Here is a 24,975-nt window from a genome sequence, read left to right on the forward strand (position 1 = left end):
AAGAAAGGGCAGGTCTTCTGTCAGCTCAGACGGAACCGCGCTCCACGATCATATACTGCAGCCTTGTCTGGCGCACGCGGCCGGCGTCTTTTCCCTCATCGATCAGCTCCAGGAGGAGCCTCGCGGCTTCTTCACCGCACTGGCGGAAAAAGAAGTGGGCTGTGGTCAGGCCGGGTATGGAGACATTGTCGACCCAGCTGTCACCTACACCGACGATACTCACGTCCCCGGGGACGTTCCTGCCGGCTTCGCGCAGGGCGCAGAGGGCGCCCATGGCCATGGTATCGGTGGCGCAGACCACGGCATCCAGGTCAGGATGCCTGGCAAGGAGGTTCTGCATGGCTGTCTTTCCCCCCTTCGCTTCAAAAGTACTGGTCTCTATGGGAAGGGGGATGTCCAGGCCTGCTTCCCGCAGAGCCGCCTCCGCGCCGCAGCGTCTGTTGCGGCCGGCGGCGATATCCTCCTCGGGGGCGCTGATCATCACGATCTTCTGCCTTCCCCGGGCTATGAGCAGTGTCGTCAGGTCCTTGACGGCATGAAAATCGTCATGGCAGATGCAGGGGAAGCCCTCAATATCCTGTCCGGTGATGACCACCGGTACGCGGCAGCGGCGGATCGCATCCTCGATCCTTCCGTCAAATACAGTGCCCATCAGGATGATCCCTGACACCTGGTTTTCCTGCATGCTCTCCAGATAGCGCAGTTCTGTTTCCGTATTGTGGTCAGTACATCCCAGGACAGTCATGAAATTGCGTTCAAACAGCTTCCGGGACGCGCCGGCAGTGATCTGACTGACGGAATCCGAGTAGATCCGGGGCACGATGATCCCCACCTGATTGATCCTGCCTGTGCGCATCGTCTGGGCCAGCGGATTGGGCCGGTAACCGGTCTCCTCGATCGCCTTTCTGACACGCTCTCTCTTTTCTTCGCTGATGGAGCCGCCGTTAATATACCGGCTTACAGCCGCGGGGGATACCCCCGCGAGCTGCGCAACTTCTTTAATTGTCATTTCCTGCTGTCGTCCCTTGCTCTTTTTTCCTGCCTGTCGTGGTCTTTCTTACAGATGTCTTTTTTTCCGCAGGAGCGCTTGTCTTTGCGGCACGTTTCTTTGCCGTCTCTGCAGGAGGGGTTTCTCCGGCGGCCAGCGCCGCCTCCGCTTCCTTCTGGGCTTTGGTCTTCCTGGTCCGCTTTTTAGGGGCTTCAGCGGGAGCTTCCTGACCGGCAGCCTGAGCCGCTTCTGCTTCCTTCTGAGCCTTGGTCTTCCTGGTGGTCCGCTTCTTCGGCGCTTTCGCAGGGGCGTCTTCCGCCGGCAGCTCCGCGGGAGCCTCCGCCGGGGTCTCTCCTGCCTTCTCAGCCGGAACCTCTGCGGGAGCCTCCGCAGGAATCTCTGCTGATTTCTCCGCCGGGTTCTCTGCCGCAGGGGCGTCAGCAGTCACCTTTTCCTCCTCAGATTCTGAGGATCCGGGCTTCTGCGGGGGTACATCTTTTTTCGTAAAAGGCTCGTTAAAGTTTGTCATCAGCCAGGCAAAATCATAGGCGGGAAGGCTGACAGCCTTTGCGGCGCGGGGCTCGCCTGTGATCAGGTCGTAATAGTCCTCTGCCTCGTCGATCCAGGCTGTCTCGTCGCTGTCACTGAAATTGAAGAGAGCGATGAGCTTCTGGCCTTTGAAATAGCGGCCGATTCCGAGGATGTGGTCGTTGTAGGGCTCGACGATCCATGTGTCGGCTTCGTTCTCAAAGACGTCATAGGCGGCGCGGATCTTTTCCATGACGCGGAGGGCGTTGAAGATCCTGCCGGGGCGGGTCGCCGGATCGTGGCGCTGGGCGACTTCGTCCCAGTCCAGATTTCCGCGGTGCAGGTAGCGGCTGTCCTCCCATTTGAGGGGATCCTCGTGGTAGGTGTAGTCGTTTTTCTGGCCGATCTCATCGCCGCTGTAGAGAACGGGGATGCCGCTCTGGGTGAGCAGGAAGGCGTGGAGCATGATATCCAGGCGGATCGAGCGGTCCAGCTTGGCTTCATCGCCCTCATATTCCGCCGCCTCAATGCCGCACAGGGATGCGGTGGTCCCGCACAAGCGGGCATCGCCGAGGCGGGGGTCATTATTGTAGAGCTCACCGCGGGCATCACTGTCATAGCCCTGACCGGTCAGGTAGTCATTGAGGAATTTCTTGTGGGGGACCTCTTCCATCCCGAACTGCTTGAGGAATTTATAATCCAGGCCCCAGCCGATATCATCGTGGCAGCGCAGGTAATTCAGGAAGGTATATTCGTGAGGCAGGGCAAAAACAGTCTCCATCTGGTGGCGGAGAAGCCTCACGTCATGGGTCGCAACGGTGTGCCATGTGCTGGCCATCGTAGTCACGTTGTAGATCATATGGCACTCGGGCTTCTCCAGGGTCCCGAAATAGGGAACGACCTTGGAGGGCTCCATGACGATCTCGCCCAGGAGCAGTGTTCCGGGGCAGACGACCTCTGTAGCCATGCGCATCAGACGGACCAGGGTATGGACCTGGGGGAGGTTGCGGCAGTCGGTGCCCAGTTCCTTCCAGATGTAAGGTGTCGCGTCCAGGCGGATGATGTCCACACCGTGGTTGCAGAGGTTGAGCATATCGGCAGTCATATCATTGAAGACCACTGGATTCGCATAATTCAGATCCCACTGATAGGGATAGAAAGTGGTCATGACCACCTTGCCGGCTTCCTCACACCAGGTAAAATTGCCCGGAGCAGTCGTCGGGAAGACCTGGGGGACAGTTTTTTCAAATTCATTCGGAATATCCCAGTCGTCATAGAAGAAATATCTGTCCTGATATTCCTTTTCGCCGGCGCGGGCGCGCTTCGCCCACTCATGGTCCTCGCTCGTGTGGTTCATGACGAAGTCAAGGCAGACGCACATGCCGTGGGAATGGCAGGCATCGCCCAGATCGGCGAGGTCTTCCATGGTCCCCAGCTCAGGCTGCACCTTGCGGAAATCAGCGACTGCATAACCGCCGTCGCTCCTGCCTGCAGGACTCTCCAGCAGGGGCATCAGGTGAATGTAGTTAAGGCCGCATTCCTCCAGATAGTCCAGGTGCTCGCGGACACCCTTGAGCGTGCCGGCAAAGCAGTTGGTGTACATAAGCATGCCGAGCATGTCATTTCCCTTGTACCAGCCTGTCTCTTCCTCCCTCATCTGATCCCACTGTTTGAGGGCATCCGATCTCTGCACATAGTAGTCGTGGAGCATGCCGCAGAAATACTCAAAGGCCTGCTGGTCGTTATGGTAGAGCTCCGCATAAAGCCATTTCAGCTCATCGTAGTGCCTGGCCAGCCGTTCCGAAAACTCCGGCTCCCAATTTTTTTCTTCAAACATTTCCGTATCCCTCCTGACTGTGATCACCCCTGCAGCTCCGCCGGAACTGTAACCGGCTGCCGAAACTGTCCACACTCTTTCGCGGCCGCAGACAGCAGCCGGCTGCAGGTATTTGCTTGTGCCCTCACATGGCCGCAGTACTCAAACAGAAGCAGACAGGCTGTCAGCCTTTGTAAGAAGCGCGGCATGTAATCGTTTTCATAACTTTTTATATTATAAAAAATATATAAACTCTCCGCAATTCGCAAACCTATGAAGATAAAGTATAAAATTTGTGTAAATTGCACAAAAGACATCCTGCAGAAGGTATTGTTTTCTTCATCTGTGACGAATAATCACTCGCAAATACTTGCTGGAAATATGTTTTCGGATAATTGTCCGCAGGTCATACAACGGGAAGTTTCTTACGGATAATTGTCCGCAGGTCTTTACCGCAGGTAGTTTCTTTCTGATAATTGTCTGCAGGCAATTATCCGGGTAATTATCTTGCGGATAATTGCCTGCAGGACTCCCTCGCAAGTCTTGTGCAGTGAAAAAGAAAACAGGCACTTTGCCGCTCTGCCGCGGCTCTGTGCCTGCTCTCATTTTTATTTATCTTTTTTCTGTCTGCCTCCAGCGGAGCAGTATCCCTGACTCCGGCGGAAGACAGAGACGGATCCAGCCCCCGTGGACGGAAACCTTCCCCGGGAGTTTCTCCTTCGGTTTTTCTGAAACAGATTCTTCCGGGGCGGTTTTCTCTTCCCCTATTCCGCCTGCCGCGGATTCACCCAGGGCGGTTTTTTCTTTTCCTGATACGCCTGCCGCGGATTCACCCGGGGCGGTTTTTCCTTCCCCTGTTCCGCCTGCCGCGGATTCACCCGGGGCGGTTTTTCCTTCCCCTGTTCCGCCTGCCGCGGATTCATCCGGGGCGGTTTTTTCTTTTCCTGTTCCGCCTGCCGCGGATTTTTCTGACATGGTTTTCCCTGAAGCCTTTTTTTCTGAGGCGGGTTCTTCCGATATAAATCCCCCGCGTCTGGTCAGAAAAGCATATTCCAGTTCCGCTTGCGGAGGAATCCCCGCGCAGAGAACGTCCGCTTCATAATCGATCTCAATATAGTTGATATTGATAAGGACGATCCAGGATTCCGCAGGGACGGGACGGATTCCTGCAGGGCTGTTCCTGTTCCCGCCGGAAGGCCTTCCGGCACAGCCGCGGAAAAACCGGGCATAGGCCAGGACGCCGTCTTCGTCCGCGAGCCGCACCAGAGACCCCCTGCGCAGGGCTTTACTGGCACGCCGGAGGGCGATCAGATCTTTGTGGCACCGGATAAGCTCTTTGTCCTCGTGTCCCCATGGATAAGTCCTGCGGTTGTCGGGATCCGTAAATCCTGTCAGCCCCGCTTCATCCCCGTAATAGATGGTCGGAGCCCCGGGCCATGTCATCTGAATGAGCACTGCCTGGCGCATGACCTCCATGTGAGTGCCCTGAAGGGCTGCCGCACAGCCCAGGCTCTGGACTCTCCCCACGACGCGGTTGGTGCGCGTCAGGAACCGGGAATGGTCATGGTTGGAGAGCTGGTTCATGCTGACCCTCAGCGCCGCTTCCGGCAGGGCATTCCGGTTCATTCCTCCCGCTTCTCTCCAGAACGCTGTGGGATCACCGTAGAGGTCCTCTCTCCTGGCATCGCTGTGTTTTTCCATCCCGGTGAGAAAACCTGTCAGTGGTTCCATGAAAAACTCGTAGTTCATGATGGTGTCCCACTCTTCTCCCTGCAGCCATTTCTGGGAATCCGTATAGTTTTCCGCCAGAATGACAGCCTCCGGATTGGCCTTCTTCACAGCTTTCCGGAAGCGTTTCCAGAACTGATGGTTAAAGGAGGGGGAATAGCCGAGGTCCGCGGCGACATCCAGCCGCCAGCCGTCCGCGCAATAGGGCGGAGAGACCCATTTTTTCCCGATCCTTATGATCTCCCGGCAGAGTTCCTCGGAACCATCATAGTTCAGTTTCGGAAGCGTCTCGAATTTCCACCATGCGTCATAGGTATCGTTGGAAGGCCATTCACTGTTGGCAAAGCGGAAATACTCCGCATAGGGCGACCTTCGCGACGCCTTGGCTCCCCTGATCCCGTCCGGGAGTTTCTCATAGATCTTCTCCGCGTCCATCCAGCGGTGGAAAGAGCCGCAGTGATTGAACACTCCGTCCAGGATGACGCGGATCCCTCTCGAGTGGGCTTCCCGGACCAGCTTTGCAAAGAGCCTGTCGCTCGCTTCGAGATTGGCCGGATCCGTTACCCGGACCAGGTAGCGCTCCGCATTCTGATTGGTCAGTTTTTTTCTTGAGGAGGATTTCCTGCTCCGCAGTTCTGTTCCATGCGCTGTCCCGGAAGCCAGACTCCGGCTCCGCACTCTGCCGCCAGGCCGGTCCCCCTTCGGCTTCTGTCCCTGCAGGGATGGATCCGGGAACAGCAGATTCCCCTTGTCCCGGACGATCCTGCCGATATGAGGGTCGATATGTTCATAATCCTGGGTATCGTATTTGTGGCTGGACGGCGACAGAAAGATCGGGTTCAGGTAGATCCCTTCGACACCGAGGTCCTGCAGGTAATCCAGCTTATCGATCACCCCCTGCAGGTCTCCGCCGTAAAACTCCATGTATCCACAGGAGGATGGCGGCCGGTCCCAGTCGCGGATCTGCCTGACGGGTTTCCCCAGATAGGAATACTCCCCGTCCAGTACATCGTTGGAGGGATCCCCGTTGCAGAAGCGGTCGACAAAGATCTGATACAGCACTGCGCCCTCCGCCCAGTGCGGCGGGTCAAATCCCGGGATGACATGCCAGTAGTCCTCGGGGCGGATCGTATTGCGTATTCCGCGCCGGGAATAGCGGAACCTCCGCCCCCGGGAGATGATTTCAAAATAATATCTGAGAGGAGTTTTTGTGACTTCAAACTGCACGGCGTAATAGTCGAAGCAGCCGTCGGATTCCTCGCGGTGCATGCGCAGCCAGCTGGTCCCTGTCACCAGGAAACAGGACTGGGCTTCTCCCGCGTCGATCCGCAGCCGGATGGTGACTTTCTCGAACATCTTCGGACAGGGAGGAGTTATGTAGTCCGCTGTTGTATCACTGAATACCGCTCTGAGAGCAGGCTCCCTGTTATCTCTGTCAGACATAAGCAATTCCTCTGAACTCTCTCGCTCTTTTCGTTCCCGTCCAGCCCCTGCCGGGGTACGGCCGGAAACGTGAAAAATCTCCAGGCCGGTCAACGAGTGACCGTCTGCCTCATTTCTATGTGTTCCCTGCAGTTCCAGACCGTCTCGAAACCCGGGCGGAACGGCGAAAATCTTTATATTCTCTGAAAAGGTTACGCCCCCGCAGCCTGAGGCCGCAGAGGCGTCTGGTACATGGTCCGGGTTCAGGCTGTCCTGAATGGCCGTAAAAAGCTGTCGGACAAAAGAGATCATACTTGTGGCCATGGGCGAGTGCCCGCAAACATGTATGAATAAACTACGCGCTGCTCCGCCAACCGGATCCCTTCGAGACCGGTCAGCGAATGAACCGTAAGGATCACACTCCGGCTTCCGCAGGAGTCACACGGTCCTGAAACAGCCTGTCAAATTCCTCTCCCGTAAGCTTTTCCTTCTCCATGAGGAGATCAGCCGCGCGGTACAGGATATCCTTGTTTTCGGAAATGATCTTTTTCGCCTTCGCGTAGCAGTCCTCGATGATCGTCCGGATCTCCTTGTCGATCTCTCCGGCCATATATTCACTGTTCCGCTTTTCATGCCCTATATCATAGCCCAGGAAAACATCCTCTCCGCCCTGCTCGTAGTTGATGGTACCGATCGACGGGGACATGCCGTAGCGGGTGACCATCTGGCGGGCGATGTTAGTCGCCTGTTTGATGTCCTGGGACGCGCCGGTGGTGATATCGTCAAGGACGAGCTCCTCCGCGATGCGCCCGCCCAGACTGACCATGATCTCCTGGAGCATGCGCCCCCTGGTGAAATACATTTCATCCCGGTCCGGAAGCGGCATGGTATAGCCGCCGGCCCCTATACCGGTAGGGATCACGGAGATCGTGTAGACATTGCCGACATCCGGAAGCTCATGGAAGAGGATGGCATGCCCGGTCTCGTGGAAGGCAGTGATCCTTTTTTCCTTTTCCGAGATCACATGGCTCTTTTTCTCCGTGCCGATCCCGATCTTGATAAAGGCATTCTTGATATCGGACTGGACGATATAAGGTCTGTCCGCTTTTGCGGCGGCGATGGCCGCCTCATTGAGGAGGTTTTCCAGATCCGCTCCGGCAAAACCGGCCGTCGTGCGGGCGATCTCTGCCAGGTCCACGTCATCGCCCAGAGGCTTGTTGGCGGCATGGACCTTGAGGATCTCCTCTCTGCCCTTTACATCGGGGCGGCCGACAGAGACCTTGCGGTCAAAACGGCCCGGGCGCAGGATGGCGGGGTCAAGGACATCCACACGGTTTGTGGCCGCCATGACAATGATGCCCTCATTGACGCCGAAACCGTCCATTTCAACAAGGAGCTGGTTCAGGGTCTGCTCCCTCTCATCGTGGGATCCGCCGAGGCCTGTCCCTCTGCGGCGGGCGACTGCATCGATCTCATCGATGAAGACGATGCAGGGGGAATTCTTTTTGGCTTCTTCAAACATGTCGCGGACGCGGGACGCGCCGACACCGACGAACATTTCCACAAAATCAGAGCCGGAAATGCTGAAAAACGGCACCTTCGCCTCGCCGGCAACTGCTCTGGCGAGGAGGGTCTTGCCCGTGCCGGGGGCTCCCTCAAGGAGCACGCCCTTGGGGATCCGGGCACCGACCTTCGTATACTTTGCGGGGCTGCGCAGGAAATCTATGATCTCCTCCAGGTCTGACTTTTCCTCCTCCAGGCCGGCGACCTGTTTGAAGGTCACATTTTCACCCGTCGACAGCCTGGCTTTGCTCTTGCCGAAATTCATCATCCGGGCATTGCTTCCGCCCATATTCTGGCCGGACATCATGTAAAAGAAAAAGAAGCAGATCCCCATGACCAGGATCATCGGCAGAATGCTGGTCATAAAAAGGTTTTCCGAGGGGATATCCCGGACTGTCGTATACACTCCGGCCTCCCGGGCCATCTCCTCAATGTCCGAGATCACCGTCGCGTACAGATATTCACTCTTTTTGTCCCCGAGCTTCACGACCGCGTAGCCGGTCGCATTGTCCTTGTTCGGGGCGATCTCCACAGCCTCGACACTGCCGGACTGGAGATCTTTCCTGAATTCTTCTTTTGTATATTCCCTCTCCCCTGTAGAAAAGTTATTTTTCAGGATCGGAGAAAAAAACAAAAAGAACAAGACTGCCATGATGACCAGTCCCATGTAGTTATTACTTCTTCTTGTCGGTGTCTTATCCAAAATGTACTCCTACTGACGCTTCTTTTTAAATCTTTATCTTAAATCTTCATCGCGCAATACCCGCGGGCTCAGTCATGGAACAGATACACGGGCGGGTCTTGCTCTCTTCTTATTTTTCTGTCTCTTTGATCACGCCGATATAAGGCAGGTTCCTGTATCTCTGATCAAAATCCATTCCCCATCCTACCACGAAGGCATCCGGCACCTGGAATCCGAGATAATCAACCGTAATGTCGATCTCCGGGGCGCGGCGGGAGGGTTTGTCCAGCAGGGTGCAGAGGTGGACAGAAGCGGCTTCGCGGGTGCGGAACAGCTCCTGCAGGAAATGCAGCGTCCTGCCCGAATCGATAATGTCCTCCACAACAATGATATCCTTGCCCTTGAGAGGCTCCTCCAGATCCTTGATGATGCGCACGATCCCGCTCGAGGTCGACGAGCTGCCATAGCTTGACACAGACATAAAGTCAAAGGTCACGGGCACCGTGATCCGTTTCGCCAGCTCGCACATGAAAAACACGGCGCCGCGGAGAATGCAGATGAGGTGGACTTCCCTTCCCTCATAGTCCCTGCTGATCTGTTCTCCCAGAGCCCGTATCCTTTCATTTACCTCTTCCTCGGTGAACATCACCTCTATTTTGTTTAAGTTCATCCTGTATTCTCCCTTGTATAAAAGATGGTCTTATATAAAAGATGGTCTGTAACAACTGTAAATAAGGGTGTATGACCGCATCACCCGGGCTGCCCGGTCTCCATGCCGGCCAATGCGCAGGTGATCTCCAGGATCCTCTTTGTGTCCGGGGTGATCCTGCAGCTGTCTCCCATTCGGATCCCCGGGATCCACAAGGCTTCTTTCCCGCGGCAGGGGAAAAGGATTCGGTCTCTGAACCTGGAAGGTACCCCGGCGTCGAGCATGACTCTGGCGACCTTCCTGGTCATAAGTTCCGGCTTCCCGGCTCCTGACGAGAGCTTCATATAATCTCCTGCCTGTCTGGTCCGGAAATCAGGAAACACTGCCATTTTATCATAATCAAACCATTTCGTATACTTGTTTCGGGGAATTGCGGCAAGGTCGCCGTCAAAGTCCAGGATCCGCCAGCTGTAGGCATCCCGAGAAACAGGATAAAAGTCCTCCTCCGGCAGCCTCCCCTCCGTCCGGAAAAGCTTTTCAGGGCAGATCAGGAGCCTGCCCGCCTCCCGGAAAACCGTGACTCCTCCCGGCATGGAGAGCCTGGCACTCTCCTGTCCCCTGCAGAGCTGGTCTGCGGCCTCCACATGGACTGCTCCGAGACTCCGGTCGGAGTCTGCGCAGGTACAGAGAGCGCGGTAGAGTACGCGTTTCCGGATGTAGGGGTCTTCGCGCTCCAGAGCCCTGATCCTCAGGACCAGTACCCCGGCTGCCGCGTCTGTCCCCGGCGCCGCAGACTCCTGACCTTCCGGGATCCCCGGAACCTCTGGAACACCCGGCCCCCGGACCGGCGCCAGACATCTGTACAGGGCTTCTTCCGCCGCTTTTTCAAGATACCGGTCTGCCTCTGCACAGTAATCCGCAAAACGGGCCAGGTGCCTGGCTGAGGCAGTATTTACGCCTGCCGACAGCCTGGGCATGATCTCCCTGCGCAGGTAATTCCGCGTATAGGAGGTATCCTCGTTGGTCTCATCCACTCTCCACGACAGGCCCTGCCCGGTCAGATACTCTTCGATCGAGGCTCTGTTCTCCATAAGGAGCGGCCGGATCAGGTTCCCGTTGACAGGAAGCATACCGCCGGCCCCCCGCAGGTCCGTCCCTCTGCACAGATGAAAAAGGACTGTCTCCGCCTGGTCTTCCATGTGGTGGGCGACCGCGATCCTGCAGGGCGTCCCCCGCTCTCTTTCAAGAGAAGCGCGCACCTGTTCAAAAGCCTCGTACCGGATCCTCCGCCCGGCTTCCTCGACTCCAGTTCTCCAGACCTTTGCCCGGGCGGCGGCATCCGCCCGAATACAGGTACAGGGGACATCATATCTCCGGCACAGGTCCTCCACAAATCTGAGGTCTCCCTCTGCCGACTCTCTCAGCCCGTGGTGCACATGCACAGCATGCAGATGGATCCCCAGCTCCGCAGAGATCCGCAGCAGGATCATAAACAGGCACAGAGAATCCGCCCCACCGGAAATACCGGCCGCGACCGACTCTCCGGGATCTGTCATTTTATTTTCCAGGATATATTTTTTCACACGGGAATAGAACTCTTCTCCCCGGGAACCAGCTGTTTTTTTCCTGCTTTTATCCATGATCGTATTCGTGCTCCGCCGGCGTGTGTATTGAAGATGGCAGCCCTGTACATTTCCGACATTCCCTGCCTATGGGATCCGTCGTTCCCTGCTCCTCCGACATTCCCTGTCTGTGGGGCCCGTCGTTCCCTGCTTCTCTGGCATTCCCTGCCTGTGGGACTCGTCATGACGTGCTTCTCCGGTATTTCCGGGTATAGAAACTGACGCGCCATACACTCTCTGCATGGCGCGTCCCTTTTATACAAAATATTTCCAGGCAACTACCGTTCTAACTACCGTTCTTCTTTAAAAACCGTTTCGCCCTCATAGATCAGCCCCAGCTTTTCCCGGGCGATCTCTTCAATATATGCGTCTGTACCGGTGTATTTTCGGTACTCTTCAATATCAGCAGCGCGCTCCCTTTCCGCCTGGATCTCGATCTCCAGAGCCCGTTCGCGTGCCAGATTCTCCTTGAGACGTTTTCTGAGGGAAATGCCGTTGACCATCACTGCTGCCAGGATCAGGACAACGACAGTCACAGCCAGGACCATACTGATCAGGTTCTGTCTGTCATTCTGTATCAGAAGGCTGCCGGAAAACCCTGTCCTGCCTGCCTTCTTCCGCCGCCCCGCCTTCCTGCGGTCCGCAGATGCACGGGTCCTGCTCCCCTTCCTGCGGGTGCTTCCCCTGCGGGTATGGGTCCCTTTTTTCACGACTGCCGGCCTTCTCTCAGAAGTGGTACCGGCCTCTTCAGTGGACTGAATGGTCTTGCTCATTTCCTCCGATCCTCACGCCGCGTTTCCGGCCGCCCCTGACCAGGGTGTGACCTGGAACCGCACTGCTTATGACGGCGCTGAAAATGCGTTCAGCGCGGTTCGTCAGCAATAGCGGAAGAGATCCTGAACTTCCTCTTTCCGGACGTTTTCACGAACTTCAAGGACTTCAGCCCTGGTCTCGCGGTCGCCGAAAGAAATACCAATGATATCTCCCGGCTTTACTTCGGCGCTCGCTCTTGCAACCTTGCCGTTAAGTGTTACTCTCCCGTTATCACAGGCCTCATTCGCGACCGTCCTGCGTTTGATCAGTCTGGTCACCTTGAGGTATTTGTCCAGGCGCATGGTTATATCCTTTCAGCAGATCAGCTGTTCACCGCATCCTTAAACGCCTTGCCGGCTTTGAATCTGGGGCTTCTGGAAGCCGCGATCTGAATGGACTCTCCTGTCTGAGGATTTCTGCCCTCTCTGGCAGCCCGCTCACCGATATCAAAAGTACCGAAACCGACGAGGGAAATCTTATCACCCTCCCTGAGAGCTTCGACTACGGTCTCAATAAAAGCCTTGTATGCATTTTCTGCATCTTTAGCGCTGAGTCCGGTTTTCTCACGAATTTTGTCTACGAATTGTCCCTTGTTCATATCTTCTCCTTAAATGATATCCTGCTAGCAGGTCCGGTGGGGAACTGCAGATCCATTTATTTTGTACAGATCAGTGATCTACAGGTCCTGAATGTAATTGATACAGTTGTAATTTATAAAGCCTCTGTTATGTGAACAGGGGGGTATTTTTTATTGTAATTGTTTTCGGTTATGTTTGTCAACCTGAGGTGACTGACCATTCAGCACCATTTTCAACCCATTTTCAGCGACCATTTCAACGCCATTTTATCCGGGTCTGCACGCTGAGTGTGCACGATAACCTTCGAGGCCGGTCAGGAACGGCCGGTAACAATCGACCATTTCTGAAGCAGGTATTCGCGGTCATTATGCGACGGCTCTGCCAGAACGTCCTCCAGCATCTCATGGAGGATCCTTCCCATTTCTTTTCCCGGCCTGACCCCGTACGAGATGAGATCATTTCCGTTCACTGCCAGATCCCGGAGTGTGAGGCAGTCTTTATGCTCGAGGATCTCCGCGTACAGTTCGCGGACCCTGGCAATGTGAGCCTTCTTTTCTTCTCTCCGGAAAGTGCTCTGGGCAAGCATGTCCGCTTCCTTTACCTCCAGAAGCAGGGGGAACAGGTCCTCCCCGATCCTGACGATGGCCCGGCGGACTCCTGCGGGGGTCAGCCGGATCTCCCGGTCATGACAGCGCACCAGCTGCACGGTTTTCCTGCGGGTCTCATTGTCGGACTTCAGCCTTCGGAGGATCTCCTCCGCGATCTTCGCGCCGGCCTCCGGATGTCCGTAAAAATGGTCGATCCCTTTTTCATCTGTGGACCTGCACAGGGGTTTGCCCACGTCATGCAAAAGGATCGCGGTGCGGAGGATCCGGTCAGGTCTCGCCTGCATGAGGGCACACATCGTGTGTTCTCCTACATTATAAATATGATGGGGATTGTTCTGGGGTGTCTCCATGCACCGGTCAAATTCAGGCAGGATCACTGCCGTGATCCCGCATTCATAGGCCATGCGCAGCCTGTCCGGATGAGGGGAGACCAGGATCTTTTCAAGCTCTGCCGCGATGCGCTCCGCGCTGATCCGGGCGAGGGTGGGCGCAAGCGTCCGCATGGCGCGGAGAGTCCCCTCCTCCACTGTGTATCCCAGCTGGGCGGAAAAACGCACTGCGCGCAGGATCCTCAGGGCATCTTCTTCAAATCTCTTCCTGGGATCGCCCACCGCGCGGATCCGTTGGGTCTCCAGATCTGAAATGCCGTCGAAAAAGTCCTGGAGGCCGTCCTTTTCATTATAGGCCATCGCGTTGATGGTAAAATCACGCCTTTTCAGATCCTCCCTGAGGCTGGCGGTAAAGGTGACCTCTGACGGATGCCTGCCGTCGAGATACTCCCCGTCTATGCGGTAGGTGGTCACTTCATAGGCTTCCCCCCGTCCCGACGGGATAGTAACAGTCCCGTGCTTAAGTCCCGTGTCGATCGTACGGGAAAACAAGGCCTTGACCTGAAGGGGCAGAGCAGAGGTCGTGATATCCCAGTCATGCGGCTGTTTCCCCAGAAGGCTGTCCCGGACACAGCCGCCCACTACGTAGGCTTCATATCCGTTTGCCTCGAGTACCTTCAGGATGCGGGCAGCGCCTGCCGGAATCTCGATCCTATAGTTTTTCATATCGGGGCTGCTCCTCCTTCCAGGCCTTTTTTTCTGCATCTGAAGCGGTCTCAGGCCCTGTTTCTCACTTCGTGAGACGGGCTGCCGGATCAGTGATCAGTAGGACTTGCCCCAGTAGACCATCTTTTTCGCAGGCTTTCCGCAGCACACACAGGTCCCTGAGATCGTTTCCTGTTCGAAAGGAATGCAGCGGCTGGTCACGCCGAATTTTTCCTTGATCTCTTCTTCACAGGCGAGCTCTCCGCACCACATAGCCTTGACGAAACCGGTCTTCTCGGCAAAGATCTTCTCAAATTCCGCGCGGTCGGCTGCCTTGTAGGTATGCTCCTCAAGGTGTTTTTTCGCGCGCTCATACATATCTTTCTGAATCTGGTCCAGAAGGGCGCCGACGCGGGCGGGCAGATCTTCCAGAGCACACTCTTCCTTCTCCCCTGTATCCCTGCGGGCGATGATGCACTTGCCGTTCTGGATATCGCGGGGGCCGATCTCGACGCGGAGCGGGAAGCCGCGCATCTCCTGATCAGCGAATTTGAAGCCGGGACTCTTGTCGCTGTCGTCGACCTTGACACGGAAATTGCTCAGGGCTTCTTTCAGCTCAAAAGCCTTGTCAAGAACGCCGGCCTTGCGCTGCTGGATGGGAACGATCACGACCTGGGTGGGCGCGATTCGGGGAGGAAGCACCAGGCCGGAATTATCGCCGTGTACCATGATCAGGGCGCCGATAATACGGGTGGACAGACCCCAGGAGGTCTGGAAGGCATGCTTCTGCTTGTTGTCCTTGTCCGTGAACAGGATGCCATAGGCCTTTGCGAAGTCATCGCCGAAATCATGACTGGTTCCGGACTGGAGCGCCCTGCCGTCGTGCATCAGGGCTTCGATGGTATAGGTCGCGACGGCGCCGGCAAATTTTTCCTTGTCGGTCTTTCTGCCCTTGATCGTGGGGATCGCGAGATCCTCGGCGCAGAAATCGGCATAAACGTTCAGCATCTGCTGGGTCCTCGCCTCTGCTTCTTCGGCGGTCGCATGGACGGTGTGTCCTTCCTGCCACATGAATTCACGCGAACGGAGGAAGGGACGTGTCTCCTTCTCCCAGCGGACAACGCTGCACCACTGGTTATAGATCTTGGGGAGATCACGGTAGGACTGGATCTCTCCCCTGTAAAAATCGCTGAACAGAGACTCGGATGTGGGACGCACACAGACACGTTCGTCCAGCTCCTCTGAGCCGCCGTGCGTGACCCAGGCGACTTCGGGCGCGAAGCCCTCGACCAGATCGCTCTCTTTGCTCAGGAGCCTCTCCGGGATCAGCATGGGAAGATAAACATTCTCCACACCCACTGCCTTGAACCTGGCGTCAAGATGCTTCTGCACCGCCTCCCAGATGGCATAGCCCGCAGGCTTGTAGACCATAAATCCCTTGATATTGGAATAAGCGATCAGTCCCGCCTTAATGCAGACGTCTGTATACCATTGTGTAAAGTCCTCATCCATCGCCGTGATCTCCGCGACGAGTTTTTTCTGTTCTGCCATTTTCTTTCCTTTCCTTCCGGAGCGTCTGCAGCAGCGGCCGTCCGTAGACCCCCGGTCCGCTGATGCGGACTGAGGTATCCGGATCAGTCATGTCCGGGACGCTCTGTGCCATCCGCCGGGAGACGGCACAGGGCAGATCGTCCACGATCTGCCGCTGTACCGGCCGGCGGTCATTGATCAATAATTATCTGAAATGCCCTGCTGCTTCTCGCCGAGGCCCAGGCGGTTGATGCCTGAGAACACGGCGCGGACAGAAGCGCGGGTGATATTGGAGCTCACGCCGACGCCATAGGTGACGGTGCCGGTATCCGCGTCGAGGAGGTGGATATAAGCTGCCGCCTGGGAGTCCGAACCGGACTGGAGAGCGTGCTCCTCGTAATCAAGGATGCGGACGTTGAAGCCGAATTTCTCCCTGAAGCCGCGCTGAAGAGCGTCCAGCGGTCCGTTTCCGGTCGCTTCAAAGGACTCCGCGACTCCGTGATTGGTGTAGTCGACACGGACGCTGGTATCGAACGGGGTCTTCACATCGTTGGAAAGATCCACGACCTGGAGCTTGCGGAAATGCAGAGGCTCGTTCTTGTACAGATACTCGCTGCGGAAAGCTTCCATGATCTGCTCCGGCGGGACCTCGCCGACCTTCTCGGAAATGCTCTGGACGACCTTTGCGAACTCGGCATGCATTCCCTTGGGAAGCTTGAAGCCGTAGTAGGTGCTCATGATAAAGGCTACGCCGCCCTTGCCCGACTGTGAATTCACGCGGATGATCGGCTCGTACACCCTGCCGATGTCGGAGGGATCGATGGGAAGATAAGGCACATCCCAGATCTCGGACTTGCGCTCCTTCATGGCTGCAATACCCTTGTTGATGGCATCCTGGTGGGAGCCTGAGAAGGCTGTGAAGACCAGCTTGCCGGCATAGGGATGGCGCTCGTCGACGCGCATCTTGTTGCAGCGCTCGTAGACATCGATGATCTCGTTGATATCTTCAATATCGAGGCCGGGATTGATCCCCTGTGTGAACATATTGTAGGCGATGGTCAGCACATCAACGTTGCCGGTCCGCTCGCCGTTGCCAAGGAGCGTTCCCTCGACGCGCTGGGCCCCTGCGAGAAGGGCGAGCTCGGCGGAGGCCACACCGCATCCGCGGTCATTGTGCGGATGGATGCTGAGGATGATGCTGTCCCTGTCCTTGAAGTGCCTGCTCATCCATTCGATCTGGTCGGCATAGACATTGGGCGTATTCATTTCAACAGTCGAAGGAAGGTTGAAGATCATCGGCTCTTCCTTCGTGGGCTGCCAGATGTCCTGGACGGCCGTGCAGATCTCAAGCGCGAAATCAAGCTCTGTGCCTGTAAAGCTCTCCGGAGAATACTCGAACACGAGGTTGCCGTCAAACTTATTCCTGCCTTCCTTCACCCAGCGGGTGCCGTTCTGGGCGATCTCGATGATACCCGGGCGGTCCATGTTAAAGACGACGTCCCTCTGGAGGGTCGATGTGGAATTATAAATATGGAAAATGACATTCTTGCATCCCTGGATCGCTTCATAGGTCCTGTCGATCTGGTCTTTCCTGCACTGGGAGAGAACCTGGATATAGACATCATCGGGGATCATGTTGTTGTCGACCAGAGCCCGGAGAAAATCATACTCGATCTGGCTCGCCGCGGGGAAGCCGACCTCGATCTCCTTGAAGCCGAGCTTGACGAGAAGGCGGAACATTTCCATCTTTTCACTGACGACCATAGGATCGATCAGGGCCTGATTGCCGTCGCGCAGGTCGACGCTGCACCAGACAGGCGCTTTCTCAATCTCCTTGTCCGGCCACTGTCTCTCCGGATAATGAACTACGGGATTTTTGGTGTACTTCTTATAGTTAAGCATTTTCAATCACTCCATTTCTATTTTTAATTCGTTACATTGCCAGGGCTTTTTGACAAAGTAATCGAAAAAAGACATGCAGATTTTTTAAGTTATTTTTTTAAGTTATTAAGAAACAGTTACTTGGTATCGGAATCGGCAGAAGTCTCCGTGGAGGCCTCCGTCGCGGCTTCTCCTGATTGTTCATCCAGCTGGTCTGTTTCTGGCTCCTCCGTTCCGGTATCCAGGGTGACCCGGACAAAAACGGTGACGTTTTCCTGACTGTCATCGGCCAGGACCACGCCTTCGGGGAGATATTTCCTGATCTTCAGGAGCTTGTGCATGTTGGTGTACAAGGTTTCCTGAGAGATATCCTCAGCCGGGATCTCAATAGTATCAATGTCCCGCAGGATGCCTGCCGCGCCGGCTATCAGAATCGAAGACGGCTCAGCGACCGGTTCAGACTCCAGTTTATAGCCATACGCGAGCGGCACCTCCGAGCCGCAGGTGATCCCGACTTCCTTGGTCTGGTATATGGTCGCGATCACCTTTACCGAGGAGATATTGACATGCAGCTTGTGCGTTTTGATCTCCTCAGCCGTGATTTCTATCCCTTCCTGATTATAGAGAGTTATATCCGGATAGGAATTAATACTCCTCTCCGCCCCTGTGATGTCGACACTGGCCGCGGCCCGGCCCACTTCATTCACATAGGACTGGGGCCCGGAAATGCTGACCTGATTCTGCTCCGCGGCAGTTTCGTAGAGGATAAATCCGTCAGCAGGCCTTCCCTCCGTATCCACATCCAGGTTGATCGACCTGGTCTCTTTCGGCTCGACCCGCAAAAGGACATTGCTGATGCTGCCCGAGATCCTCTCTATACTGCTGCTGTATTTATCCGTTGTCAGGACAATGCGGACAGAGCCGTCGTCCATCATATCGCGGGCATCCGCAGTAGCGATAATGTTTTTTGACTCCAGCTTGTCGATGACAGATCTCTTGGCCTGCAGGGTCACGACCGGGATGACATCCGTGTTGTCCAGCACCGTGTACACATCTCCCCGGTCCTCGATCACCTCTCCATGAAGAATATCTACTTTTACATTATTGACCGTCATACGGATGGCGGGATCGCTGAAATAGTTGATCATATACCAGATCACTACAGCCAGTAAAAAAGACACGACCTTGAGGCGGAAGTTCGGATCAAGATTTTTAATCTTGTCAATCATGCGCACCTCCTTCCTCTCCCGTGGAAACGGGCTCCTTTGAGGTTTCCGGCGGTCCCGGAGCATCCCCGGAAGGTTCGGAAGGTTTGCCGGCGCCGGACGTCCCGGATCCGGACCGCGAGCGCCGCAGCGCCTGCCATCCCAGACCGCTGATCGACTTGAAAGCCGACCGGGCGTTATTCCTGTTTTTCACTTCCTCTTCAGAAAGCTTGTTCTGCAGACGGATGAGCGCACCCCGCAGTTCTTCCGGCGTCACCTTGTTCCACAGCTGCCCCTTGTAGGTATAACTGATAAACCCTGTTTCCTCGGATACGATCAGGGTGAGGGCATCCGTTTCCTCGGAGATCCCCATGCCTGCCCGGTGTCTCGTTCCCAGATTCTTGTCGAGTCTGGAGGAAGAGAGCGGCAGATAGCTCGTTGCGGACACAATGCGGTTTCCCTTTATGATGACAGCTCCGTCATGCAGAGGGGTGTTTTTTTCAAAAATATTGATCAGGAGCTGACTGGATACGATGCCGTCGATATCAATACCTGAACGCGCATATTCAACCAGAGGCGTCGTCTGTTCGATCACGATGAGAGCTCCGGTCTTCACCCTTCCCATCTCGGTACAGGCACGCACAAGCTCATTGATCGTTCTGTCGGAAAAACGCCCTTCCTCTGTTTTGGAAGGTTCCATGCGGAAAATGGAGCTGAGAAAATTTCTTCGCCCCAGTTCTTCCATCGCGTTTCTTAATTCCGGCTGCAGGATAATGACCAGGGCTGTGACCGCGATCCCGGCGAAATGCTGAAAGATCCAGAGAATAGTAGTCATGTTGAAAAAGGCAGCCGCAAACGCGATTGCCAGAACAACACTGATTCCCTTCATCAGCTGCCATGCACGGGTATTCTTGATCCACAAAAGAATATGATAGGCCAGATACGCGATGATCAGGACTTCTACGACATCCGTCCATCTCACGGCGGGTATACGGAGCTGGGAAATGAATATATAAAAAGAATCAATCCCGGGAATGTTCAAGATCTGTCTTCCTCTCCATCCTGCGGTCTTCTGGCAGGATTGATGTCAGCGGTACCGGTCCCCGCTGTCCCTTACCGGTCTCCGGCTGACCCGGCACTGCCGGAGGGCATGCCGGACTGATCAGCAGGTATTCCATACAGGGGCGCGATCGTCTTGGGGACCGCTTTTACATAATAGTAATAATCCTCATCTTCAAACTGAACGTTTTCAACACGAAGATAATCAACATTGAAGGCAAAAAAGCTCACGATCTGCACCAGGATAAATGACAGGATGATCCCGATGAGCAGCCGCACGAAATCAACATGGATCCCGAACTTCATATCGCCTGCCATAAGGACTGCCGTTTCCAGGACAAAACCTGCAACGATCGCTGTTCCCCAGGCGTGTTCAATGATCAGATGACGGATAAAACACACGACCAGGGCTGTGAGCGCAAAGGATGCTGCCAGAATGATCAGCTGGCGGTTTCCCATCATGCCGTCTATGAGACCGCGGAAGTTGTTCAGGATATCGGCGCCCGTCAGTCCCCCGCCTGCCGAGGCGCGGCTGATCTCAGGGAGGCTCTCTTCCACCAGCAGCACGTACCTTGTAAAAATAAGGCCGAATACTACAGGGACGGCCGCGCCGGGTCCGAACAGCAGACCTGCGATGACCGGCACCGCGTAATGCAGATTCAGCGCATAGGCAGCCGGCATCAGCAGCAGGATCACGATATCCCGGGGCGCGAACCGGAAATACAAAAGAATGCACAACAAAAGAATCGCCGCACAGATACCTGCCGCCTCGAGCGACAGGCTGTACAGTTCCCAGACCATCACCAGAGCGATGATCCCGGCAGCTGCGCCGTAGGGAACCATAGAGCAGACGAGTGCAAGAATGATATTGACCAGCACACTGTTCAGGATTGCCCCGGCAGCTGCGTGGACGGCCAGATGGCCCCTCAGCAGAAGCAGGAGCCCCAGCGAAAGCGCAAACCGGAAAACCGGCTGCAGCAGGTATTCCTGTTTTTTATAAAAAGTCATCAGGTTTTCCCTGAGTTCGATAAATCCTCCGGAATCGTTCATGAGTCCTCCAAAATCAGCCGTTCTTTCTGATCCAGTTCCTCACCTGCTCCTGTTCCTTTTCGTACATCCCGAGCAGTGTATCGAGGTCCTGTTCATAATAATATCTTCTCTCCATATACCCCTGGTTCCGGAACCGGTAGACCAGCCAGGTCACCAGAAGGAAGAAAAGGATGAATACCGCATAGCTTGTCACAGCGAACCGGATCGTCGGCCCGAGCTTGTTTTCATAGACAGAGAAAAAGATCTGCTCAAAAAAATAGCCGCAGTACAGCGCTGCGCAGATTCCCCATGCAACGGTACCGGCGGCAAAGGAGCCGATCAGTGCACCAAATACATAGTCATTGCGAAAGTATTTTGCAATCTTCTCGTCCTCGATCCCCAGTCCTTTTTCATAAACTGTCAGGCGGGTCATCAGACGGATCTTTTCAAAATTCAGCATGATTGTCCTCTCCGACCGCCAGCGTCATAAAACAGACGCGCCGGGCTCCCTTCCTGTAAAGGGCAAGGGCACAGGCGTCAATGGTAGCGCCGGTTGTATAAATGTCATCTATGAGCATAATCGAATTTAATTCTACATCATTTCCAGAGGCATGAAAAGCTTTTTTCAAATTATTTTGGCGGGCGCTGACGTCCATATTTTTCATAGGCAGAGTGTCCTCGACACGTCTGAGAACGTCAGTCCGGACGGGGATTTTCGTATAGCGGGCCATTTCCCGGGCAAGGATCTCCGCCTGATTGTAGCCTCTCTTCCTCATCTTGCGGTCGGAGAGCGGAACAGGGACCAGAAAGTCAGGCAGCTCCCGGAAAAGCCAGGCAGTCTCCCGGAGCCTGAGTGCCATACACTTCCCGAAGTAGCTCCCGTATTCCTGTCTGCTTCCGTACTTAAAGCGGAATAAAGAACCGGCGGCACTGTGATAGGTAAAGACCGCACTGCCCCGGTCATATACATGCTGCCTCACCCTGCAGTCCCCGCACAGGTCCTGCCGGGCGGACCGCAGGGGTTTCCCGCAACGTCTGCAGACGGGTGCGGCGACACGGTGCAGCAGAGGCTCGCACTCCGGGCAGATCAGGGCTCCGGAGAGTCCTTCCGTGTTTCTCACCGGTCTGTCGCACACGGGGCACCTGCGGGGAAAGACCAGGTCTGTCAAAACGCTCAGAGCCGGTCTTCCCGGTCCGGATATTTCCTTGCTCCTGTCACGAAAATCCTCCATCCTTTCCGTCCCCCATCTCCAGGATCCTCTCCCGGAGTCCTGTATAGCGGTGTGTCCTTTGTGTATTCGCGATCATCCTGTCCACCGCGCCGCGGCTGCCCAGCATGACGACGCATTTTCTTGCGCGGGTGACCGCCGTATAAAGAAGGTTCCTGTTGAACAGGCCCGACGGTCCCGACAGAAGAGGGAGGATGACCGCGGGGTACTCCGACCCCTGGGATTTGTGGACCGTGATCGCATAGGCCAGGTCCAGATCCTCCAGGTCGGAAAACTGATATTCCACCATTCTCGCGTCGTCAAAACAGACCGTCATCACTTTTCTGCCGGGGTCGATCTCCATGATCCTTCCGAAATCCCCGTTAAAGATCCCCGTCCCCTGTTCGACCGGCATCCCGAAGTTGCCGCGGATCTCCCACTCGATACTGTAATTGTTGCGGGTCTGCATGACCTTGTCCCCCTCCCGGAAGACCGTATCGTGGTCTTCATGTTCCCGCTTCCCCGCGGCCGGAGGGTTCAGCACACTCTGCAGGACCTCGTTGAGCCTGGCGACTCCCAGGTTCCCTCTCCGCATAGGAGTCAACACCTGAATATCCTCAGGCCTGCAGCCCACATATCCCGGCAGCATCTGCCGGATCAGCTGCACAGTGTGTTTATAGATCACAGGGACCTGGTCTCTCTCGAGAAAAAAGAAATCCCTGCTCTTGTTGTCCATGGGGAGGGAGGTCCCCTCCAGGATCCGGTGGGCATTCATGACGATATCACTTTCGCTCGCCTGCCGGAAGATATGCCGGAGCATGATCGTGTGGAAGGAGCCGGACTCTATGAGATCCTGCAGGACACAGCCCGGCCCGACGCTCGGGAGCTGATTGACATCCCCGACCATCACCAGGCGGGCCCCTGCGGGCACTGCCATGAGCAGGGCGTGGAAAAGATTCATATCCACCATGGACATCTCATCTATGATGACGACATCCGCCTTGATCGGGTTATCCTTCCCCCTCTCAAAATAGGAAAAACCGCCTTGTTTTTCACCGGCAGAGCCGCCGGCGGAATATTCCCTGCCCGCATCCGGGAAACCGCCCTCCCCGGGATCACTGTCTTCAGGGCTCCGCACACCCAGAAGCCTGTGGATCGTCATGGCCGGATATCCCGTCGCCTCCGACATTCTCCGGGCAGCGCGCCCCGTGGGCGCCGCCAGGACGACCTCCAGTTTTTCCCCCTTGAAAAAGCGGATGATCGTGTTGATCGTAGTGGTCTTGCCTGTACCCGGCCCGCCTGAGATCAGGAGAACGGCATTGGAGGCCGCCTCCAGGACTGCTTTCCTCTGCAGGGGATCGAGGGTGATCTTTTCCTCCTTCTCCAGGGCGGAGATCCTGTCCTCCATTTTCCGGAGAGCGGCCTTGTCTTTTGAGGATCCCCGCAGACGGGCGTCCAGGTCCAGCAGCATACGGGCGATCTCCTGTTCTCTCCGGTATACACCGGTGAGATAGACCTCTGCCTCTGACCGGTCCTCCCCTCTCCAGCGGATCTTCAATCTCCCTTCGATCGCCAGATTCTCCATCTGCAGGAGGACCTCGTCGGGAGGAAGCCTGAGCAGTTCGCCCGTCCTCTTCAGGAGGATATCCCGGGGAAGAAAGCTGTGGCCTTCTCCCGAAGCCATGAACAGATTGTAGAGCAGGCCGCTCCGGATCCTGTATTCCGAATCTGCCCGGATCCCGATCCTGCGGGCGATCTCGTCCGCTGTCGCAAATCCGATCCCCCGGATATCCTCGGCGAGCCTGTAGGGGTTTGTCTTCATGATCTCATACAGGCACATACCATAAGTCTGCCAGATCCTCGAAGCATGCGCGCTGCCGATCCCGTATTTCTGCAAAAAGATCATAGCATCCCGCAGGTCCTTTTTATCCTCCATCTGGGCGCCGATCTCCCTGGCGATGTTCAGGCTGATGCCTTTTACCCTTGCCAGCTTTTCCGGTTCCTCTTCCATGACCCGAAGAGTGTCGTCGCCGAACATTTTTATGATCCGGGCGGCCATGGCGGGCCCGATCCGCTTGATGCTCCCCGCGGCCAGATAGCGGTACATTGCCTGCGCGTTCTCAGGGGCGATCATCCGATAGGACCGGACACGCAGCTGTTCTCCGTACACAGGATGGGTGGTATATTCGCCCTCCACGACGCAGCTTTCGCCTTCACTGATGGAGACCGGATAGCCGACGCAGGTCATGACATCACCCAGCTCAGAGGTGTCCGGCTGCTCTGCTGAGCCCGCCTGGCCGGTGCCGGTCCTGGTCCCACTGTCGGAGCCGGCCCTGTTTCCGTTGTCGGAGCCGGTCAGTGTCAGTTCAAAAACGGTATAGCTGTTCTCTTCATTGCGGTAGACAATGTGCGATACGAAGCCTTTGTATGCGGTCATGGGGGTCTCCTGGTCGTGGATGGCGGGGTGGGTATATCAGGCTTTTTACCCGGGGCTTGCAATTTTAGGGGCGAACCATAGTCGGCAAGTGTCTCTTCGACTTCAATATGTCTCGTGAAGATGTACTAAGACAGTCAATGTGCGTCGGGAGGGCCGGCTTTAACTCGAATTCCGAGTTGAAGACTCGGAATTCTCAGACACGGACGCCTAAAATGCCCGTCTGTGAGAGACGGGCATTTTACCCTCCCTCCCGCACATTTCCCGTCAAGTACATCTAACACTCGCCATAATTCAGTCTCACAGACACATTGCCTCCTATGGTTCTACAACTCGCTATACTGAAAATTCAAGACTCGCTCGTAAGTCTTGCGCGCTGGATGGGTGTTGACATGTCTTGCTTTTCAAAGACATGTCAACACCTTCCGCACATGCGAAGCATGTGCGGCCGCTTTCGTGCTGCATATTTCCCTTTTTGCGCGATGAAGAATAAATCTGTAAAAGCGCTCTGCTGTAGTCAAATTTGAAAATAAACATTCATATATTTCAGAAAAAGCTATGCTTTTCCTGCGGCGGCGGACACAGTCCTCCGCATATT

18 protein-coding genes are annotated in these 24,975 nt (G+C 55.7%); all 18 read right to left on the reverse strand.

The window, feature by feature from the left end; all coding sequences use genetic code 11:
• Positions 1–25 precede the first annotated feature (25 nt).
• Entirely contained in the window at positions 26–1,009 is a 984-nt protein-coding gene (locus tag BLT02_RS05550; RefSeq protein ID WP_092992402.1) for a LacI family DNA-binding transcriptional regulator, read from the reverse strand.
• Positions 999–3,353 (reverse strand): alpha-amylase family glycosyl hydrolase, encoded by a 2,355-nt coding sequence (locus BLT02_RS05555; RefSeq protein ID WP_092992404.1) that lies wholly within the window; start codon positions 3,351–3,353, stop codon positions 999–1,001. The genes BLT02_RS05550 and BLT02_RS05555 overlap by 11 nt, the downstream gene beginning before the upstream one ends.
• 591 nt (positions 3,354–3,944) lie before the next feature.
• Positions 3,945–6,503, reverse strand: coding sequence for a glycoside hydrolase family 13 protein (locus tag BLT02_RS05565; protein WP_175453706.1), 2,559 nt, complete (start codon positions 6,501–6,503; stop codon positions 3,945–3,947).
• A 394-nt stretch (positions 6,504–6,897) separates the two neighbouring features.
• A complete protein-coding gene (gene ftsH / locus BLT02_RS05570; protein WP_092992411.1) occupies positions 6,898–8,712 on the reverse strand; it encodes an ATP-dependent zinc metalloprotease FtsH in 1,815 nt (604 codons plus the stop codon).
• Between the two features lie 145 nt (positions 8,713–8,857).
• Positions 8,858–9,397 carry a hypoxanthine phosphoribosyltransferase gene (gene hpt, locus BLT02_RS05575; RefSeq protein ID WP_092992413.1) on the reverse strand — a complete coding sequence of 180 codons (540 nt, stop codon included), beginning with the start codon at positions 9,395–9,397 and terminating at the stop codon, positions 8,858–8,860.
• Positions 9,398–9,477: 80 nt separating this feature from the next.
• Positions 9,478–11,016, reverse strand: coding sequence for a tRNA lysidine(34) synthetase TilS (gene tilS / locus BLT02_RS05580; RefSeq protein WP_092992415.1), 1,539 nt, complete (start codon positions 11,014–11,016; stop codon positions 9,478–9,480).
• 272 nt (positions 11,017–11,288) lie between these two features.
• Positions 11,289–11,771 carry a septum formation initiator family protein gene (locus tag BLT02_RS05585; protein WP_092992417.1) on the reverse strand — a complete coding sequence of 161 codons (483 nt, stop codon included), beginning with the start codon at positions 11,769–11,771 and terminating at the stop codon, positions 11,289–11,291.
• A 102-nt stretch (positions 11,772–11,873) separates the two neighbouring features.
• Positions 11,874–12,113, reverse strand: a complete 240-nt coding sequence (locus BLT02_RS05590) for an RNA-binding S4 domain-containing protein (RefSeq protein WP_092992419.1) — start codon at positions 12,111–12,113, stop codon at positions 11,874–11,876.
• Between the two features lie 20 nt (positions 12,114–12,133).
• Positions 12,134–12,409, reverse strand: a complete 276-nt coding sequence (locus BLT02_RS05595) for an HU family DNA-binding protein (RefSeq protein ID WP_092992421.1) — start codon at positions 12,407–12,409, stop codon at positions 12,134–12,136.
• A 293-nt stretch (positions 12,410–12,702) separates the two neighbouring features.
• Positions 12,703–14,052, reverse strand: a complete 1,350-nt coding sequence (locus BLT02_RS05600; RefSeq protein WP_092992423.1) for a CCA tRNA nucleotidyltransferase — start codon at positions 14,050–14,052, stop codon at positions 12,703–12,705.
• Positions 14,053–14,148: 96 nt separating this feature from the next.
• The gene (proS, locus tag BLT02_RS05605; RefSeq protein ID WP_092992425.1) at positions 14,149–15,582 is read right to left on the reverse strand and encodes a proline--tRNA ligase; all 1,434 of its coding nucleotides are present in this window, start codon (positions 15,580–15,582) and stop codon (positions 14,149–14,151) included.
• A gap of 177 nt (positions 15,583–15,759) precedes the next feature.
• Positions 15,760–17,463 carry a 2-isopropylmalate synthase gene (gene leuA / locus BLT02_RS05615; protein WP_092992429.1) on the reverse strand — a complete coding sequence of 568 codons (1,704 nt, stop codon included), beginning with the start codon at positions 17,461–17,463 and terminating at the stop codon, positions 15,760–15,762.
• A gap of 116 nt (positions 17,464–17,579) precedes the next feature.
• The gene (locus tag BLT02_RS05620) at positions 17,580–18,671 is read right to left on the reverse strand and encodes a CdaR family protein (RefSeq protein ID WP_175453707.1); all 1,092 of its coding nucleotides are present in this window, start codon (positions 18,669–18,671) and stop codon (positions 17,580–17,582) included.
• Positions 18,664–19,689, reverse strand: coding sequence for a diadenylate cyclase CdaA (gene cdaA / locus BLT02_RS05625; protein ID WP_092992433.1), 1,026 nt, complete (start codon positions 19,687–19,689; stop codon positions 18,664–18,666). Before cdaA ends, BLT02_RS05620 begins: the two co-directional genes overlap by 8 nt.
• A gap of 71 nt (positions 19,690–19,760) precedes the next feature.
• Positions 19,761–20,756, reverse strand: coding sequence for a hypothetical protein (locus BLT02_RS05630; protein WP_092992435.1), 996 nt, complete (start codon positions 20,754–20,756; stop codon positions 19,761–19,763).
• A gap of 13 nt (positions 20,757–20,769) precedes the next feature.
• A complete protein-coding gene (locus BLT02_RS05635) occupies positions 20,770–21,195 on the reverse strand; it encodes a hypothetical protein (protein ID WP_092992437.1) in 426 nt (141 codons plus the stop codon).
• Positions 21,182–21,967 (reverse strand): ComF family protein, encoded by a 786-nt coding sequence (locus tag BLT02_RS05640; RefSeq protein ID WP_092992439.1) that lies wholly within the window; start codon positions 21,965–21,967, stop codon positions 21,182–21,184. Before BLT02_RS05640 ends, BLT02_RS05635 begins: the two co-directional genes overlap by 14 nt.
• A complete protein-coding gene (locus BLT02_RS05645) occupies positions 21,951–24,380 on the reverse strand; it encodes an SF1B family DNA helicase RecD2 (protein WP_092992441.1) in 2,430 nt (809 codons plus the stop codon). Before BLT02_RS05645 ends, BLT02_RS05640 begins: the two co-directional genes overlap by 17 nt.
• Positions 24,381–24,975: the final 595 nt, after the last annotated feature.

The organism is Sarcina sp. DSM 11001, from assembly GCF_900101015.1.
Taxonomy (GTDB): Bacteria; Bacillota; Clostridia; order Lachnospirales; family Lachnospiraceae; genus CAG-791.

Bases quoted from the DNA above. Each gene is read 5' to 3' on its own strand.
- BLT02_RS05595 (WP_092992421.1), bottom strand. From the start codon at position 12,409: ATGAACAAGGGACAATTCGTAGACAAAATTCGTGAGAAAACCGGACTC.
- BLT02_RS05590 (WP_092992419.1), bottom strand. From the start codon at position 12,113: ATGCGCCTGGACAAATACCTCAAGGTGACCAGACTGATCAAACGCAGG.
- hpt (WP_092992413.1), bottom strand. From the start codon at position 9,397: ATGAACTTAAACAAAATAGAGGTGATGTTCACCGAGGAAGAGGTAAAT.
- tilS (WP_092992415.1), bottom strand. From the start codon at position 11,016: ATGGATAAAAGCAGGAAAAAAACAGCTGGTTCCCGGGGAGAAGAGTTC.
- proS (WP_092992425.1), bottom strand. From the start codon at position 15,582: ATGGCAGAACAGAAAAAACTCGTCGCGGAGATCACGGCGATGGATGAG.
- BLT02_RS05635 (WP_092992437.1), bottom strand. From the start codon at position 21,195: ATGCTGAATTTTGAAAAGATCCGTCTGATGACCCGCCTGACAGTTTAT.
- BLT02_RS05620 (WP_175453707.1), bottom strand. From the start codon at position 18,671: ATGATTGACAAGATTAAAAATCTTGATCCGAACTTCCGCCTCAAGGTC.
- BLT02_RS05600 (WP_092992423.1), bottom strand. From the start codon at position 14,052: ATGAAAAACTATAGGATCGAGATTCCGGCAGGCGCTGCCCGCATCCTG.
- BLT02_RS05555 (WP_092992404.1), bottom strand. From the start codon at position 3,353: ATGTTTGAAGAAAAAAATTGGGAGCCGGAGTTTTCGGAACGGCTGGCC.
- BLT02_RS05640 (WP_092992439.1), bottom strand. From the start codon at position 21,967: ATGGAGGATTTTCGTGACAGGAGCAAGGAAATATCCGGACCGGGAAGA.
- BLT02_RS05550 (WP_092992402.1), bottom strand. From the start codon at position 1,009: ATGACAATTAAAGAAGTTGCGCAGCTCGCGGGGGTATCCCCCGCGGCT.
- BLT02_RS05585 (WP_092992417.1), bottom strand. From the start codon at position 11,771: ATGAGCAAGACCATTCAGTCCACTGAAGAGGCCGGTACCACTTCTGAG.
- BLT02_RS05645 (WP_092992441.1), bottom strand. From the start codon at position 24,380: ATGACCGCATACAAAGGCTTCGTATCGCACATTGTCTACCGCAATGAA.
- ftsH (WP_092992411.1), bottom strand. From the start codon at position 8,712: ATGGGACTGGTCATCATGGCAGTCTTGTTCTTTTTGTTTTTTTCTCCG.
- leuA (WP_092992429.1), bottom strand. From the start codon at position 17,463: ATGCTTAACTATAAGAAGTACACCAAAAATCCCGTAGTTCATTATCCG.
- BLT02_RS05630 (WP_092992435.1), bottom strand. From the start codon at position 20,756: ATGAACGATTCCGGAGGATTTATCGAACTCAGGGAAAACCTGATGACT.
- BLT02_RS05565 (WP_175453706.1), bottom strand. From the start codon at position 6,503: ATGTCTGACAGAGATAACAGGGAGCCTGCTCTCAGAGCGGTATTCAGT.